The sequence below is a fragment of the Actinoplanes sp. TBRC 11911 genome, assembly GCF_012933445.1.
Taxonomy (GTDB): domain Bacteria; phylum Actinomycetota; class Actinomycetes; order Mycobacteriales; family Micromonosporaceae; genus Actinoplanes.
The window spans coordinates 69,107-86,532 of sequence record NZ_JABBNC010000027.1 but is presented as its reverse complement, the minus strand read 5'-3'; the positions used below and the strand labels follow the sequence as shown (position 1 = coordinate 86,532).

Below are 17,426 nucleotides of genomic sequence, written 5' to 3'. Positions count from 1 at the left end.
GTGCTCGTCTAGGTGTGGCCACATCGGCCACTGCTGGTCCGGGCGAGCACAGCCGAGGTCCCGCCGAGGTCCGGCCCCAGATGACGGGAGAGGCGAAAGCGATCGTCATGGTTACGTCCGATTACACATACGCGACCGCGGCCGAACTGACCGCCGCGATGGATAGCGGCTCGGTCTCCGCCGTCGAACTCACCGTGGCCGCGATCGACCGGATCACCCGACGGGATCACGACCTCAACGCCATCAGCGTGCGCGATTTCGACCGCGCCGTCCTCGCAGCACGTCACGCCGATGAGGCCCGCGCTCGCGGGGAGCGGCGTCCGCTTCTGGGAATCCCCACCACGGTCAAGGAGTCATTCAACATCAAGGGGTTGCCGACGACCTGGGGCCTGCCGCCGTTCAAGAATTTCGTCGCGAGCGAAGACGCCGTCGCGGTTGCGCGGCTCAAGGCCGCCGGCGCGGTGATTCTCGGCAAGACCAATGTGCCCGTGGCCCTCGGCGATCTCCAGACCTACAACCCCTTGTACGGCACGACGAACAACCCATGGAACCTCGCCCGAACCCCCGGTGGATCATCCGGTGGCTCGGCTGCCGCGTTGGCCGCCGGATTCGGCGCCGTGTCGATCGGATCCGACATCGCCGGATCGTTGCGCGTGCCGGCGCACTTCTCCGGTGTGTACGCGCATAAGAGCTCATGGGGTCTGCTGCCGGTTCGGGGACACACCGCACCGGGCGAGCTACCCCTGCCGTACGACCGCGACCTGACCGTGATCGGGCCGATGGCCCGCAGCGCCGCCGACCTCACCCTGATGCTCGATGTTCTGGCCGCTCCGGATGACACCGGGACGGGGATTGCCTACAAGCTCGCCTTGCCGGCCGCACGCCATGAGAACCTCGCGGGGTTCCGGGTCCTTGTGCTGGAGACCCATCCACTCATCCCGACCTCATCCGAGATCCGCTTGGTCATTCAACGACTCGCCACCGCGTTAGGCGCGGCCGGTGCGACGGTTCGTCGGCAGACGTCTTTACTGCCCGATCAGGTGGAGGGGGCTCGGATCTACATGCGCCTTCTATACGCCTCCATCGCGGCCGCATACACTCCAGATCTCTACGGGCAGGGGGTCGTCGCGGCAGACCAGCTTGAACCGGGTGATCTCACGCTTGCCGCCGAACGTATCCGGGGTGTTGCGCTGAGCCACCGCGATTGGATCATGACCGACACCATCCGGGCACGGCATCGCGCCGGATGGAACGAACTTTTCAACGAGTTCGACATTGTGCTGTGCCCAGCGGCACCGACGACTGCCTTTGTCCACGATCACAGCCTCGATCAATGGAAACGCACGATATCAATCGACGGAGTGGAATACGCGTATCCCGACCAACTCGTGTGGGCCGGCGTCGCCACCGCACCAGGCCTACCGGCGACTGTCGTACCTGTCGCCACCTCGTCAGAGGGGCTTCCGATCGGCGTTCAACTGGTCGGGCCCATGTTAGAAGACCGTACGCCTCTACGCTTCGCCGAGCTGATGGAGAAGGAGTTCGGCGGGTTCGCGCCTCCGGCAACCTTCTGAGAATGGCGACCCGAGAACGCTCGGGCGCCACCGTGGCGGGCCTCGCAACGTGGATCCACATCGTTGGCAATGCAAATAACCGGCATCAGCGACTGAATTGTGACGTGGGCGATCGCAAGTTCGCCGAGAATCACACTATATGATCTTGACCGTGTCGGGACATTGTTGATTCTCTTGACCAATGCTCGCCCGAGATGGCCGCCTCGTCACCGTCGACGCTCTTCGTGGCTTTGCCCTTCTTGGCATCATTATCGTGAACCTTCCCTATGCCGCCTCCGGTTACAACTACGCCGTCGCCGACCCCACCTTCGTGTCGGTCCAAGATGAGGTCGTGCGATGGCTCATCCTCGTGTTCTGTACGATGAAGTTCAACCTCCTGTTCTCGTTTTTGTTCGGATACAGCTTTGTCCTTCAACAAGCGCGATCCGGGCCCGCATTCGTGCCACGGATGTGGCGGCGGCTTGGCGTCCTGTTCATATTTGGTATCATCAACATGATATTTCTCGTCACCGGCGACATTCTCACCACGTATGCGGTATGGGGAGCCGTGTTGTTGGTGCTGCGCGATATCGGCAACCGGACAGCGGTCGCGTTGATCCTCGCGAGCTACATCCTGATCGCTGGCGTAGGGTTGGCGGCGACGCTGATCGAAACGACTGACGATGCCGACACGCTTGACCGGGGTGCGACGGCTGCCAGAAAGTTGGCGGGAGGTGTCGGCTCTGTCCTGAGCGAGCATCTCACGGGTCTACCGCTCTACAGCAGATCCGAGCTGGTCATGCGTGGCATCGCAATATTTGCAGCCTTCCTGATCGGTGTCCTCGCGGCCCGGCATCGCCTGCTCGAGGGGCTCGACCGTCGCGAACGTATAATCCGATGGGCTGGCATTCCGCTTGGCCTGGCCGGCGGCATCTTCTATGCCTCGGCAGGGGGTGATACCAGCCCGACCGGGATCCTCGTCTCTGTGCTGACGGCGCCGTTGTTGGCCGCCGCGTACGCTGCCGGCGTGATGAGGATTGTCAGCAGTGGCCGTGGACGTTGGCTCGGGTCAGTTCTTGCACGTGCGGGCCGACTGTCACTCTCAAACTATCTCGGCCAGTCACTCATCACCTTGTTCCTCTTCACAGGACTGGGCCTCGGGCTGGTCGGCCGGCTTTCTCCGTTTGCCATGCTGGTCACGGCGATGGCCATCTTTATCAGCCAGGTCGCGATAAGCAACATCTGGTTGAGGAAATTCCGATATGGCCCGGCGGAGTGGTTGGTGCACCGTGTCGTCCAGAACAGAGGATCTATGGCGTGGCCGCCGTCACGGTGATGCTAGCTTGAAGAACTGGTAGCTAGGGGCTAGCTTTCTGCTACCAAGAACTTCGGGACCGACGCTCCCACGGGCTGCAGCTTATTCGTCGCCGCTGAGGCGACTTGAGCGCTGACCAGAAGAGGCTGCCTCGTGGGGCGCCGGCGGTGGTCCATGTCAAGGTCTCAGTACGACGAGAGAAGTAACACGAATCATGAGTCGCTTGCCGCTGCCGAGCACCGCCATGACTGTTCTGGACAACCCACTGTGGCCTGCTCTCGTCGGTCCCCAGCGTGGATTCGCAGAGGTTCATGGACTAGCAGCTCGGTACCTGTCTGACGTGTCACCGTTCTATGCACTGGCCGACACCGCTGATCCGCAGGCGTGGGCTGACGCGGCGGTTCTCGCGGAACCGGGAGAGGCAATCTTCGTTCCGCATGGGCCGCGGACCGCTCCACCCGGCTGGGAAATGACGTTCCGAGGGGAGGCCGTCCAGTTCGTGGGCAATGACGTCGATCCGGGGGACCACCCGGAACCAATCGTCCTGACCACTGCGGACGTGCCGGAGATGATCGACCTTGTGCGCCGTACCGATCCGGGTCCGTTCCTGTCCCGGACGATCGAGCTTGGGAGATATGTCGGCATCCGTCGAAGGGGAGCGCTCGTAGCCATGGCCGGCGAGCGGATGCGGCCGTCCGGCTGGTCCGAGATCAGCGCGGTGTGCACCGATCCGGCGTATCGCGGGCAGGGCCTCGCATCCGGTCTGGTCGGGTCAGTGATTGCGGCCATTGACGCCCGCGGTGAGGTGCCTTTTCTGCACGTCAAGGGAGATCATCCGGAGGCCATTGGGCTCTACCACAAGATGGGATTCACCGAGCGCAAGCGGTGCATCTTCGGTATATATCGGCCCATCGGCCAGCCCTGGAATGCGGCCGCATCCGCAGGGAGGTGATGATGGCTGAGCCGGTCGCCGCTGGGGTGGGTCGCTACCGAGTCGCTGAGGGCGTTCAGGAATGCTGTGGCTGTACTTGCGCTTCTCGTAGCGATTGATCCGGGTACCTCGAGCCACGGCGACGCATCTCTGGCTCGACAGGTGACCGGAGCGTTTCAACAGGCCGCCGAGTAGACCACGGAGTTCATGAGCCTGCGGACGTCGCCGCGATCGACGATTTTCGTCGGTGTTTCCGCTGGAGCCGTCTCACGGGGGAATGGTGATATGCACATCGACGCGCGCACAGTTGCTCTGTCCTACTAGATAGAGAGAGGCCTGCTACTCCATGCCGCAGCGGTTTCCGGTGCACGTCGACGAGCCCTCCGAGACGCGCAGCGGCATCGTCGGCGCTTTCGTCCGCGGTGTCCGACGGAGACTACGGGTGTCCTGTGCCGGCACCACGGTGATCGTGGTTCTGGTCGTGGCGATGACGGCAGGTGCCGTGGTCGGCCTGAGCGTGCTGCTAGGCAGTGCCGCCACGCAAGACGCCACGGTCCGCCCGCTTACAGCGCCCGGAAGCAATCTGGGAGAAATTCCCCTTGGTTCAGCCCGTCCGGGAACCGAGCAAGGGCTGGATGGCAAGACTGGGCGAGGCGGACCCGGGATCCCAGGAGATCCCGGCGTCGACGGCACATCGGAGGCCCCAGTCGTGGTGGGCGCCCCTACCCCACTTGCCACGCCCGGTGCGGTAACGGACCCGCCTGGCAATGTTGCGCCAAGCGCTGGTTCGGACGCCACTGCGGTCGGGCCCGCGGATCTGAGCAGCACGGCCAATGGACCCCGCACCTCGACAAAGTCTCAGGCATCGGTCGCCAGCGCGGGACTCAAGGTGTCGCGTGGTCCGACGACGATCACCAATTATGGAAGCAACCGCTGTATCGACGTGACAGATGGCCACGTCGGCGCGCGACTTCAGATCTACGACTGCAGCCCGGTCAACACAAATTCCCATCAAGCATGGGCCTTCTACACGGACAAGACGGTGCGGGCGAAGGTGACCGGCCAGTGCATGACGACCAGTAGTTGGTCCAGCGGCGCGACGATCACGGTTCAGAACTGCATTACGGGTAACCCCTTGCAGAAGTTCGTGTTGAACAGCTCGCACGACCTGACCAACTACAGTTTGTCGGCCGGCCAAGCCAAGTGCGTGGACGTCGTGGACAAGGGAAACGGAAACGGCGCCAAGCTTCAGCTGTGGACGTGCGAAGGCACCTCCAACCAGAAGTGGCGCTGAACCCCGGTATGGTCAGGCTGGCGGGACGCTGCAGGCGCAGGTGCGGTGAGCTCGGCGGCTGGGACGACCCGCGAACCAGAACTGCCGGCACCGGCAGGCATCGCGGCGATGCTACGAACGGTGATGACGGGCGATCGTCAACCATGCCGGCACGAACGGGCTGCGACTCACCATGGACCGACGCCGAACGCAGGCCTCATCAAGGCTTCACCTGCGGATCTGTGATGTCGAACTCTGGGCGCTATAACTTTCAAAGGATAAAGTCAGGCGGTGACATCGTGCCGGCTGTAATCGCTGACCCCCTTGCATGCCTGGCGAGAAGATCCGAAGCGACGCTGAGGTCGTGTCGGCGTCGGCATGGCCTGTGTGCCGTGTCGATCCCTGCACGAACCGTTCGCGCGGGGTGTCTTGGGCAGCTAGAAATCGCGGGTTCGACCGGAAGGGTGTCCGGAACCGCACAGTGAACGTTACTCATGATGGCCCAGGGCCGAGTGCGCCTTCCCCCGACGCGCACTCGGCCCAGGTCCATTACGTCGCCTATTCCTGTTGGCTCGGCGCTGATCGGTGCACCGTCGACTGCTGTCAAGGCGCTCGACACCACATCCTGGGAGCTTGCTTCCATGCGGCGTTGCCTGGCCGTAGAGGTGAACCTCTTCCCACGTGTACCGCCCGTTAAGGTCATTCGACGGACTTCTCATCCAATAGCGTGGATACGACGGCCGTTTGTGCCCCCTTCGGGGTGCGAGCGAGTCCCGTTGGGGTCATCCGGGGTGAGGCTCGTAGCGATATGCTCTTCGTCACTGCTCCCTGACTTGATCGTCTGATAGCCAGCCGCTAGCGTGGGCTCCATGACCCTCCTCTCAGGACTTTCGGAGGGACGCGAAAGTGATGTGGAGGATTGCCGTGGCCGGCGGATCCGAAATATCTCTGGATCCTGTCGAGGATGGTAGCTGCCTCGGCTCCAGAAGCACGGAACCAGCAACATGACGGCTCCTTATCGGAGAGACGAACGTCTGTAAGGGTTGGCCATTGAGTACCGTCCTTTTTCGACGACCAGCTCGGCGTAATGGTCCGGCGATGCCGTCCGGTGAGATCAATCTCCAGGAACCACCGGTATTGCCAGAGGTACAGCCCGCCGGGATGAGGCAGGCCATGACGGTCTTGCCGATGTTGCTGATGTCCGGTGTCATGACCATGATGTTCGTGAGCCGCTCGGGCGGCCGGCTGATCTGGGTGATGCTCGGCCTGACTGTGGTAGCTATGGGCGGCATGCTGGTCGGCCAGGTCGCTTTCGGCGGTGCGGACCGTAAGCAGAAGCTCGGCGGCGACCGCCGGGACTACCTGCGATATCTTGCACAGAACCGCAAGCGGGTCCGGCAACATGTGTCCGGCCAGCGTGAGGCCAGCGCGTGGCAGCACCCGGACCCGGAATCTCTGTGGTCGCTGGCGATGACGACCCGCCGCTGGGAACGGCGGCCGACGCATCCGGACTTTCTGGAGGTGCGGGCCGGCACCGGGGAACAGCGACTGGCTGTGCGGATCACCCCGCTGCAGACCAAGCCAATCGAAGACCTCGAGCCGCTTGCCGCGAAGTCGCTGCGCCGTTTCATCAGGGCCTACACCACCATCGAGGACCAGCCGGTGGCCCTGTTTCTGCCCGGCTTCGCGCAGATCCGATTTTCCGGGGACAAGGAGCGGACCCGGGCGATGGCGCGCGCCCTCGTCGCGCAAGTGGTAACAATGCACGCGCCGGAGGAAGTCCAGATCGCCCTCTGTGTCGCTAGCGACGGGATAGAGGCGTGGCAATGGGCCAAGTGGCTACCGCACCTGCAGCACCAGACTGCGCAGGACGCCGCCGGCCCCCTGCGGCTGGCCGGCGCGACGATCGAAGAGCTGGAACGGCTTTTCGGCGACGACTTCGCCGCGCGGCCCAAATATGAGTCGGGTGCGACACCGAGCCAGGACGAGCCTTTCGTACTGGTGATCCGTGACGGCGGCCGGTTGGGCAACGGCGCGCGGATGGCAACCACCGGCTACCGCAACGCCGTCCTTCTCGATCTCGACGATGCCACACCGTCCGCGACCAAAGGTGTTCTCACGTTGCACGTGGAAGGTGATGACCTGTTCATGCTGCGCCGCGACCGGGTCGGCAACGAAGAACGAACGAGGCTGGCAAGGCCCGACCGCCTGAGTGCAGTTCGCGCCAACGCGATCGGTCGTATCCTCTCGCCGTACCGGCTCGGAATCGTCACCGAGAGTGTGGACAGTCTCAAGTCCAACTTCGACTTGGGCACCATGTTGGAGATCCCCGACCTGCAGCGGCTCGACCTCGCGGCGTTGTGGGCGCCGCGCGGTGTCAACGAGAGGCTGCGGGTGCCGATCGGCGTTGATGCCGACGGCAACCAGGTCGAGCTGGATATCAAGGAATCGGCGCTGGGTGGGATGGGCCCGCACGGCATGCTGATCGGCGCTACCGGCTCCGGCAAGAGCGAGCTTCTCCGTACGCTGGTGCTCGCGCTCGCCACCACCCACAGCTCGGAAACCTTGAACTTCATTCTCGTCGACTTCAAGGGTGGCGCTACCTTCCTCGGCCTCGACCAGTTGCCGCACACCTCGGCGGTCATCACGAATCTGGCCGATGAGGCCGCGCTGGTCGGCCGGATGGAGGCCGCCCTGCGCGGCGAGATGGTGCGCCGGCAGGAACTGCTCCGCCAGGCAGGCGGATACAGCTCGCTGCTCGACTACGAGAACGCCCGCCGGCAGGGCGCGCCACTGGACGCGCTGCCGACGCTGTTCGTGGTGGTCGACGAATTCAGTGAGCTGCTCGCCGCGCACCGCGATTTCATGGACCTGTTCGTCACGATCGGACGACTCGGCCGCTCCCTCGGTGTGCATCTGCTGCTCGCCAGCCAACGTGTCGACGACGGGCGGATCGGCCAGCTCGAATCCCACCTGTCCTACCGGATCGGGTTGCGGACCTTCTCGGCCATGGAGTCGCGCTCGGTGATCGGGGTCCCGGACGCGTACGAGCTGCCGCCCGCACCCGGCAACGGCTATCTGCGCACCGATGTGTCCACACTGATCCGATTCAAGGCCGGCTACGTCTCGGCGGCATTCCAGGACAAAACCGTGCGCGTACGCCAAGAGATCGTGCAACAGCAGGTGGTGCCGTTCCGCCTCGACTATATCGAGACCCGGCTACCACAATCGCCCGAGCCTGAACCCCTGCCCGAGCCGGACGAAACCGCGTCCGGACGAAGCGTGCTCGCCACCGTGGCCGCGCAACTGGTCGACCAGGGACCCGCCGCCCATCAGGTGTGGCTACCGCCGCTGGGCGCGTCACCGTCGCTCGACCAGCTGCTCCCGGCTCTGGTGCCCGACCCGGACCTCGGACTCAGCGCGATCGAATGGCCGGGCAACGGGCAGCTGGTGGCACCGGTCGGGTTCGTCGACAAGCCGTACGAGCAGTTGCGGGACCTCCTGCTCGTCGACCTTTCCGGCGTCGGCGGTCACGTCGGCATCGCGGGCGGGCCGCGCAGCGGCAAGAGCACCCTGCTACGCACGCTCATCACCAGCCTCGCCCTGACCCATAGTCCGCGGCAGGTGCAGTTCTACTGCCTCGACTTCGGTGGGGGCACACTTGGTGCGTTGGCCGATCTGCCCCACGTGGGCAGCGTCGCCGGGCGGCTCGACACCGACCGGGTCTCCCGCACGGTCGCCGAGGTCACCGCCCTGATCAGCCAGCGTGAGCGCCGCTTCGCCGCGCTCGGCGTGGACAGCATGGCGACCTACCGCCAGCGCCGGGCCAACGGCGAGATCACCGATGACCCGTACGGTGACGTCTTCCTCGTCGTGGACGGCTGGTTCACGCTGCGGCAGGAGTTCGAGGCGTTCGAGGACGCGATCCGGGCCATCGCCGCGCAGGGCCTCAACTTCGGTGTCCACCTGCTGATGACCGCCGCCCGCTGGTCCGAGGTCCACCACGCGATGCGTGACCAGATCGGCACCCGACTCGAACTGCGGCTGGGCGATTCGGTCGACTCCGTCGTCGACATCCGCCTCGCGGCAACAGTTCCGCAGCTAGCCGGGCGCGGACTGACTACGGACAAGCTGCACTTTCTGGCCGCATTGCCTCGCATCGACGGGATTTCCGACCCATCCAGCCTGGCCGACGGCGTACGGGCTCTGGCCATGATGGTCGCCGATTTCTGGCCCGGTGAGCCGGCGCCGCCGGTGCGCACGCTGCCGGCCGTCCTGCCTGCGTCAGCCCTGCCCGAGCCGACCGGCGATCTGCGAATAGCGCTGGGCCTGGACGAAGCAGCGATGCAGCCCGTGTGGCACGACTTCGCTGACCTGCCGCATCTGACGGTGCTCGGCGACAACGAGAGCGGGAAGACAAGCTTGCTGCAGTACATTGCCAGGTCGGTGATGTCCCGGTACACACCGGCCGAGGCCCGCATCATGCTGGTCGACTACCGGCGCCAATTGTTCGATACGGTGCCGCCGGAGTATCGACTCGGCTACTCGGTATCCGCCGACTCCACCAAAGAAACGGTGTCCGACGCGATCGCCGGTCTGGCCCCTCGGATGCCCGGCGCCGACGTGAGCCCCGAACAACTGAGGCGACGGGACTGGTGGACGGGGCCGCGGCTTTTCGTGCTCGTCGACGACTACGATCTGATCGCCGGTGGCGACAATCCACTGCTGCCGCTGATGCCTTATCTGTCGCACGGCGCTGACATCGGATTTCATTGTATTCTGACCCGCGGCGCTGCGAATGTGCTGCGCATGTCGATGGACCAACTGATCCGTCGGTTGCAGGAGACGAACAGCCCAGATCTCGCTTTTTCTTGTCCGCCGTCGGAAGGTCCGCTGCTGGGCAATGTGAAGCCCCGGCTGCTGCCGCCTGGACGTGCTCTGCTTTGTACTCGGCGGGGTGCACGTCTTATCCAGGCGGCTTACAGCGAGTCCGACTCCGAACAGGGCGAAGAAAACCGAAGTCAAGTACGAGTGTGAGCGACGAGACTCGGTGACCCGATTCTCGTCAACCATCATAAACATTTCCAGAGCCGCGGTCCCCGGATGTTCTGCTCTAAGGCCAAGCACTGCGGGACGGTCGGAGATTGGTTCGGGCCTGTTTATGAAGTGCGTTGTTTCACTCAATAAAATGTATTTCTTCTTGAACCTTTCAGGGTGCCGAGCCGTCTATTTTCACGTGAGCATCACTCCGGATCTGAGTACGCGAGCGGCGCCTTTCAAGGCGACTATCTCAAGCGCCGCCACCGCCACCGAGTTGTGCCGCCTCGTCGTGATCGGACCCGAGCGGCAAATTGAGGCGGCTGTGCCGGCCAACGTTTTGGTCGCCGACCTGCTGCCCGCGCTGTTGCACCACCTCGGGGACAACCTGGCCGACGCCGGGTTGGCGCATGGAGGCTGGGTGCTCCAGCAGTTCGGCGGTGTGGCACTGGACGAGGACCGCAGTATCGCAGACCTCGGCCTCGACGACGGCGAGACCATATACCTGCGGCCGCGGTCGGACCAGATCCCGCCGGTGCATTTCGACGACCTGGCCGACGGTATTGCCGCGGGTGTGCGCAATCGAGCGGGGCGGTGGCGGCCGGAGATGATCCGGTGGGTCGCGATGGGCGCGCTCGCTGCCGTCCTGATGGTCGGAGCCGCGGTGCTGAGCTTGAGCGGACCGCCGTCGGCTCGTGCTCTCTGCGCGTTGGCGGTCGCCGTGTTCGCCATGGCCGCCGCCGTCGGGCTTACCCGTTCCATGGGGGATAGCGGTTTCGGTGCGGTTGGCGCAGTGGCCGGCATCGGGTACGCCGTGCTCGCCGCGATGGTCATTCCGGACCTGACCGGTGACAACGTGGCCCTGACTTTCGCTGCGCCGCAGGTGTTCGCCGGCTCGGTGGCCGCTCTGGTGTTCGTGGTTCTGATCGCTGTGTTGCTGCGATGGCCGGGACCGCGCGTCGCGGGGCTCATTGTCGGCACGTTCCTGGCTGCCGTCGGTTCAGGACTGGCGGCGTTCGTCCCACTGAGCGCCGGCAAGGCTGCGGCATTGGTCGCGGTGGTCGCGACCGTGGCGACGGTCCGGGTACCCTTGCTCGCGTTTCGGCTCGCCCGAATCGATCTGCCGCCGCTGCCGTCTGAACCTGAGCATCTGCAGGAAGACATCGATCCTGAGCCCAGCTCGCGGCTGTTGCCTCAGACGGTTCGTGCGGATGCGTACATGACCGGCCTTTACGCCGGACTGGCCTCCGTGGTCGCGGTGAGTATGGTCGTCGTCGCGCTGGTGGGTGGCTGGGCATCCGGTGGCCTGGTCGTGGTGGTTGCGTTGGTACGGCTGCTGGCGTTGCGGCCGATGAACAGCGCTTGGCACCGGCTCGCGCACGCCGCCCCGTCGGTTGCCGGCCTGGCCGTCGTCGTCGTGGTCACGCTGGCGGATGCCATGCCCCTCGTCCGGGTGGTCCTTCCCGTGGTGGCCGCTCCGCTGGCGGGCGTCGTGTTCGTCGCGATCGGGCGCAGTTTGCCACGGCGTCGGCTTATGCCGTACTGGGGACGGATCGGCGACATCGTCCAGCTGGCCGCCACCATCGGCATGCTGCCACTTCTGCTTGCCGTACTCGGAGCGTACGGCGCTGCCAGGGCGTTGGGGGGCTGAGTCGTGCAGTCACGCCGTGACCAGGTGCAAGCACAGGCGTACGTGATGGGCAGGTTGACCGGGGCACTGGTCGGCGCCGATCCGGACGGCCTGGAGAACCCGCATCGTCGTATGGTGACCGGCACCATTTCCGGGGTACTGATCGCCGCTCTCATAGTTTCCGGCTTCGCCGTCTTCGGATTCGTCGTTCCGGGTGGTTCTGCGAAGTGGAAGAAGCCGGGCGCTCTGGTGCTGGAGAAGGAAACCGGCAGCCGATACATTTACATGGGTGGGCGGTTGCGCCCGGTACTCAACTACACCTCGGCATGGATGTATTTCGGCAAGAAGCCGCAGGTTGTCGGTGTCTCCAGTAAGTCTCTGCATGGGGTCGCCCATGGGCAGCCGATGGGCATTACCGGTGCGCCGGACGCGCTGCCGACCGATGCATCGGTGACCGATCAGGCATGGACGGTCTGCGCTCCGGCTGGCTCCGAGGGCATGACGCTGACCGTTGATCGACCCGGTACCGGGCCGAGCCGTGACGTTGCGTTGGAACCGGATTCGGCCGTCGTGGTCAGCTCTGGTGGTCAGAGCTTCCTGCTGTGGCGAAGCCGCCGGTTGCGCCTGACTCAGCCGTGGCTGCCCAGGGTGCTCGGCTACGACGGCACTCCCGTCGCGATGCCGGCCGCCGCGCTGGACTCCGTGCCGTTCGGGCCGGAGATCGCCCCGCCGTCTATCACCGGCCGGGGCGAGGCCGGTCCGAAGATCGACGGTCACCCGAGCAAGATCGGCCAGCTCTTCGTGGTCCGTACCACGGGTACCCCGGACCGGTACTACTGGCTGCGGCGAGACGGCCTTGTCGAACTCGGTCCCACCGCGTACTCGATGATCGCTGCTGATCCGCTTAGCACACACGCCTACGACGGGCCGGTGCGGGCGATCGAGCTGTCGCCGGCCGGACTGGCGCAGCTGCCGGTCTCGCACGGTGCTGTCCTGCCCGATGGTGTTCCGGACACGCCGCCGCGGGCAGCGCAGCTGCCGCCTGGTGACGCCTGGTGCACTCGCCAGACGATGGCGGACGGCCGGATAGAGATAGTCTTCGGCAAACCGGTTCCTTCGGGCGATGTGGGGCGTGACACGTCCGGGGGGATTACCCGTACCCCGGACACCGCGGCTGCGGTCGCGGTGCAACCGGGCGTTGGCGGACTGGTCACGACGCGCGCTGGCCTCTACCTGCTCACCGATGCCGGCATCAAATTCCCCATCGGGTCGAAGATCGCGGGGGTGCTGGGCTATCCCCCTGACAAGGCGAAGCCGATTCCCGACCGGCTACTGGCGATGTTGCCGACCGGTCCCCCGCTCGGCACCGGTGCCGTGGAGGGGGTGGTTCAGGCTACGACTACCAGCGTCGATTAAGTGCAACAGGCCCTCAGTATCAAGGTGAAAGGAAGACCAATGGCAAACGGCAGGATAGTTACCGATGAGGTGAGCACGACCAATCTCATCAACGCTTTCGCCCAGGCGGCCGACGATCAGGCGGCAGCGCAGCAGCAGGTGGGCGGCGCGGGTGCGGAGCTGGCCGAGTTCTGGACGGGCGACGCGTCGAACAGCTACGGCGGTGGTCTCGCGGAGTGGCAGGCAGGCCTGACGAAGGTTCAGCAGGCTCTGTCGAGCATCAGCGACAGCATGGTCCGGTTCGCTAGGGATACCGCGTCCACTGAAGACGACAACCTACTGCAGGCGCGGTTGACTCCCGCCAGCGCGCTGACCGGCGCCATCTCGGCGATTCCGGCGACGCCCGCGTCGGCGAGCTGGACCTGAGAAGGAAGGACGAACGATGGCCAACTATGCCGTAGACCCGCGGGCGATGGATGACGCCGCCCAGAAATTCCATACCGTCACCAATAACCTGGACGAGTCTCTCCGAGCATTGCAGCGCGCCGCGCAGACCTTTATGGACAACAATGAAGGTCAGGCGATCGACGGCTACACCGAAGCCCAGCAGCAATGGTCGGCCGGAATGCAGCAAATGCATGAAGCGCTCGGTGATCACGCAGTTTCGTTGAGTAATATCAACCTGCGCTACGTTCATAACGACCAGCGCGGCGGATCTTACTTCCGACGCTGAAAACGTGGTCTGGACGGGACAGCGAGGTGGCTCGGCCAGCCGCTGTCCCATCCCAAACAGAACGAGAGAGTGATACACCATGCCAGGCAAGATCAAGATTGATGACGGCTTCATCAAAGAGGTCCAGGCGACACTGAAACAACTGCGTGCGCAGATCACGGACGTCAAGTCTGGCGTGGACCCAAATGACGGAAAGCGCGCCCGTGGAGGCCACCTCACCAACCTCACGATCGCGGCAGGTGGGGACAAGTTCGCCGAGGGTGCGAACCTGAAATCCAAGATCAGCTCACTGGCCACCGCGGCCGATCAGAAGCTGTCCGGCTTCGACCAGAAATTCTCCGGGTACGACCAGGGACTGTCGCACATCATCGCGTCGAGCGACGCCACCGAGGACGCGAACAGTTCGTACGCGTCATTCGGCGGATACCTCACGGGCTCCGGAGCGCCGCCGTCGCTCAGTCCACCGCCCACACACTGACGCAATTCCTGAATGATCCCTGGGTGCGTGAGGAGGCCCGCGATGTCCCAGCCCAACTCAGATCCTAATAGCCTTCCTGCCTGGGAGCAGGGTCTCACGACCGTGCTTAACGCCGACAGCATGGACAGTCGCCAGTTCGTCAATCGATCCTGGCTGACCCTGCTGAACGCCGGGTACTACATCAAGGCGAAGGGGAGCAATCCTCAAAACGATCCGATGGGAACCCAGGACAAGAATGAATTCACGCTCTATCGGCGCACGGCCGAGGACTACGACGGTGTACAAAGCCATATTGCCTACTGGATCATTAAAGGTACTGTCAGCTGGTACACCAAGGATGGTGACGCCTCACCACACGACCACTTCCAAAATGAATGGAAAGGGCACAGTAATTCTGTCCTGAACACACCGCCAAGCCCTCTGCCGTTGGACCCGCAGTCGTTCTACACGGCCGCCAATTCGTTCTACAACCTCGAGAGGTGGCTGGAAGACTCGGCCAAGCGGCTGCAGAACGAGATATCGAAGATCGACTCCCATGCATCTGGATTCAAGGGATCGTCGGCTCAAGCGTTCCAAGTGGCTCTGACCGATCTTCAAAATGAGATGAAGCTGTTGCGCGACGACCTCGCCACGTCTGATGAATGGGCGCGGATGCTGAACGCTAACGGCGACGCGGCGAAGGAATTCTGGGAACAGGTCCGGCAGGCCTGGGCGGACTTCACGAGTCATCCGGAGTACGAGCCGAACAATATGATCGCCAAGACGATGGCCGACATCGAGCGGGCCATCGACGAGCTCGGTACGCAGACCTCCAGCTGGAACAGGAAATCGTTTGACGATGGCTCTCAGGTCGTCTGGCAGGACTTGAAGAACTGGTGGATCGACATAGATTTCGGCAACGGACCGAAATCATACGATTTCCGTGATCCTGGCACGGCAATCGGCGCGCTGGACACGGATATGCACAACTATTTCCATACCGGTGTCGCGTCGTTGCATGAGAAGATGGCTCAGCAACTGCAGAAACTGCGGGAAAGTTTCGAGCACAGCTACCAGAACATGTCCGACCTCAGGACCTATGTCCCCCTTCCGCCGCCGAAGCAAGACCCCAACGTCGGCGGTGCTGGCACCGGAGGTGGAGGTGGAGGTGGGATCGATCTTTCCGGTCTCTTCAAGCACGGCGGTGACAACGGCGGCTCCGGTGATGGTGGCGGGGTCGATCTCGGTGATCTCCTGAGCCATGGCGGCGGAAGTGGCGGTGGTGATGGCGCCAACCTCGGCGATTTGCTCAACCGTGGTGGTGGAAGCAGCACTGGCGGGGGCGGCCCTAACTTCAACGATCTGGTGACCACGGCCGGCGGGGGAGGGGGTCTCAACGGTGGCCAAGGCAACGGAGATCCGGACTTCACCACGTCGGATTTCGCGGGGGATCCGGGCGGATCATCAGGCGGGTTCTCCGGCCCGAACCTCGGCTCCGGTGGGATCGGTGGAACCGGTGGGGGCGGTGCCGGGCTGCCGGACTTCCTGCCTCCACCGATCGCCGGCTCCGGCAAGCCGAATGACACGAAACCTGGTGGCGTCGCCGGCGGGCTCGACGAGGGCGACTTCGACCAGGGCCCGAGCGCGATCGGCGGATTGCCGCACGGTGACGACAGTGGCATCACGTTGCCTTCGTTGGGTGGCTCCTCGGGTTCCGGTGGTGCGCTTGGTCCCGGCAAGGACGGTGGTGTGCTCGCACACCTCGGCGGCGCCGCCGGACCCAGCAGCGTGACCGGCCTCGGCGGTGGTGCTGGCAGCGCCGGGGCTTTCGGTGGTAACACGCCCGCTGGCGACACCGGTGGGATCGATGCCCCTCTGCCGCCCAACGGGATCCGCACCGGTCCGCTGGGATCGGCTCCGGCTAACACCGGGATAGCGGGTGACGATGGCCTTTTCGGCGCCGACGGTGATACCGCGGAGGCGGGTGGGATGCCGTTCATGCCGCCGATGGGAGGCCTTGGCGGCGTCGGCGGTCAGGACAAGGACAAGGACCGTGAACGGACAACCTGGCTGGCTGAGGAGGAAGAGGTCTGGGGTACCGATCCGGACCTCGCGCCCTCGGTGATCGGGCGCGACCAGCAGCCGGACGGATCGGCCGAAGATCGTGTCCCGCGGTCGCCCGCCTCCAGCTCGCCGTACGGGCCGGCCCGCGGGACCGGTCGGCAGACTGGCCGCAGCCACTGAACGGGGGGTAGTGACATGTCCAGCCCGATGCACGACCGGATCGAGCAGGCATACGCCGAGTTCGAGAAAAAGAAGGAAGCGATAGCTGGTTTCGAGAATGCGATCGGGACGGCGCACACGACCGTGACTTCCAAGAACCGCGAGCTCAACGTCACCGTGGACGGCCGGGGTGACCTCACCGAGATCAAATTCCCGACGAACGCGTATCGGAGCATGGCGCCGGCGGAACTGGCGAACCTGCTGGTCGACACCGTCAGGTCGGCTCGGGAGAAGGCCCGAGCGGAAGCCGCGAACATGCTGGAATCGTTGCTTCCGGCGCGCGCGCCGATTCTCAGTATGTTGAACAACCCGGGCGGATTCGACCAGATGATGCGGGAAGCGGTACGCATCGTGAGCGAACCGTTCCCCGGCTCTAAGCCGACCGCCGACGGCGAACAGGAGTAGCGATGAGCGACAAAATCGGAGCGGACACCGAGCTGCTGAACGGCCGTGCACTCGACTTCGCCATGCAACACATGAACCGGGTCGTGAATGCCTATCAGACGGCCATCGCAATGCATACCCCGCTGGGCCAGCAGCGTTCCGACACCGACAAGGCGATTACCGCGTCGGTGAATCAGATGAGGGATTTGGTGGGTCAGGTTTTGGGTGGTATCACCGACCTGTCCAAAGGTGACATCAGCAAGGTGGATAGTTTGCGGTCTCTTTTGGAGAATGCTGAGGATGACAATATTCGTGAGGCGGGTGGTAAGGGGGGTAGGGCTGGTGCGGGTAGTGACAAGAATGGTCATCGTTAGGTAGTGCTAGTGGTGGGGTCATGCCGGGGGAGTGTTGGTGTGGCTGTGGTGGGTGGGGTGG

At 64.2% G+C, this 17,426-nt stretch carries 13 protein-coding genes; all 13 read left to right on the top strand.

Annotation, left to right across the window (positions count from 1 at the left end; genetic code table 11):
• Positions 1–80 precede the first annotated feature (80 nt).
• Positions 81–1,574, top strand: a complete 1,494-nt coding sequence (locus HH310_RS29910; protein WP_248294558.1) for an amidase — start codon at positions 81–83, stop codon at positions 1,572–1,574.
• A gap of 181 nt (positions 1,575–1,755) precedes the next feature.
• Positions 1,756–2,889 (top strand): DUF418 domain-containing protein, encoded by a 1,134-nt coding sequence (locus HH310_RS29905; RefSeq protein ID WP_169179038.1) that lies wholly within the window; start codon positions 1,756–1,758, stop codon positions 2,887–2,889.
• A 319-nt stretch (positions 2,890–3,208) separates the two neighbouring features.
• Positions 3,209–3,820, top strand: coding sequence for a GNAT family N-acetyltransferase (locus HH310_RS29900; RefSeq protein WP_312034407.1), 612 nt, complete (start codon positions 3,209–3,211; stop codon positions 3,818–3,820).
• A gap of 325 nt (positions 3,821–4,145) precedes the next feature.
• Positions 4,146–5,093, top strand: a complete 948-nt coding sequence (locus HH310_RS29895; protein ID WP_169179036.1) for an RICIN domain-containing protein — start codon at positions 4,146–4,148, stop codon at positions 5,091–5,093.
• A gap of 1,077 nt (positions 5,094–6,170) precedes the next feature.
• Positions 6,171–10,109, top strand: a complete 3,939-nt coding sequence (eccCa, locus tag HH310_RS29890) for a type VII secretion protein EccCa (RefSeq protein ID WP_211192779.1) — start codon at positions 6,171–6,173, stop codon at positions 10,107–10,109.
• 151 nt (positions 10,110–10,260) lie between these two features.
• A complete protein-coding gene (gene eccD, locus HH310_RS29885; protein WP_169179034.1) occupies positions 10,261–11,760 on the top strand; it encodes a type VII secretion integral membrane protein EccD in 1,500 nt (499 codons plus the stop codon).
• Between the two features lie 3 nt (positions 11,761–11,763).
• A complete protein-coding gene (eccB, locus tag HH310_RS29880) occupies positions 11,764–13,155 on the top strand; it encodes a type VII secretion protein EccB (RefSeq protein WP_312034406.1) in 1,392 nt (463 codons plus the stop codon).
• A gap of 39 nt (positions 13,156–13,194) precedes the next feature.
• Positions 13,195–13,560, top strand: a complete 366-nt coding sequence (locus HH310_RS29875) for a WXG100 family type VII secretion target (RefSeq protein ID WP_169179032.1) — start codon at positions 13,195–13,197, stop codon at positions 13,558–13,560.
• 16 nt (positions 13,561–13,576) lie between these two features.
• Positions 13,577–13,867, top strand: coding sequence for a WXG100 family type VII secretion target (locus HH310_RS29870; protein ID WP_169179031.1), 291 nt, complete (start codon positions 13,577–13,579; stop codon positions 13,865–13,867).
• A 79-nt stretch (positions 13,868–13,946) separates the two neighbouring features.
• Positions 13,947–14,345 (top strand): hypothetical protein, encoded by a 399-nt coding sequence (locus HH310_RS29865; protein WP_169179030.1) that lies wholly within the window; start codon positions 13,947–13,949, stop codon positions 14,343–14,345.
• Between the two features lie 102 nt (positions 14,346–14,447).
• Positions 14,448–16,568 carry a WXG100 family type VII secretion target gene (locus HH310_RS29860; protein WP_169179029.1) on the top strand — a complete coding sequence of 707 codons (2,121 nt, stop codon included), beginning with the start codon at positions 14,448–14,450 and terminating at the stop codon, positions 16,566–16,568.
• Between the two features lie 15 nt (positions 16,569–16,583).
• Positions 16,584–17,012, top strand: a complete 429-nt coding sequence (locus HH310_RS29855; protein WP_169179028.1) for a YbaB/EbfC family nucleoid-associated protein — start codon at positions 16,584–16,586, stop codon at positions 17,010–17,012.
• A gap of 2 nt (positions 17,013–17,014) precedes the next feature.
• Positions 17,015–17,365, top strand: coding sequence for a hypothetical protein (locus HH310_RS29850; RefSeq protein WP_169179027.1), 351 nt, complete (start codon positions 17,015–17,017; stop codon positions 17,363–17,365).
• Positions 17,366–17,426 lie beyond the last annotated feature (61 nt).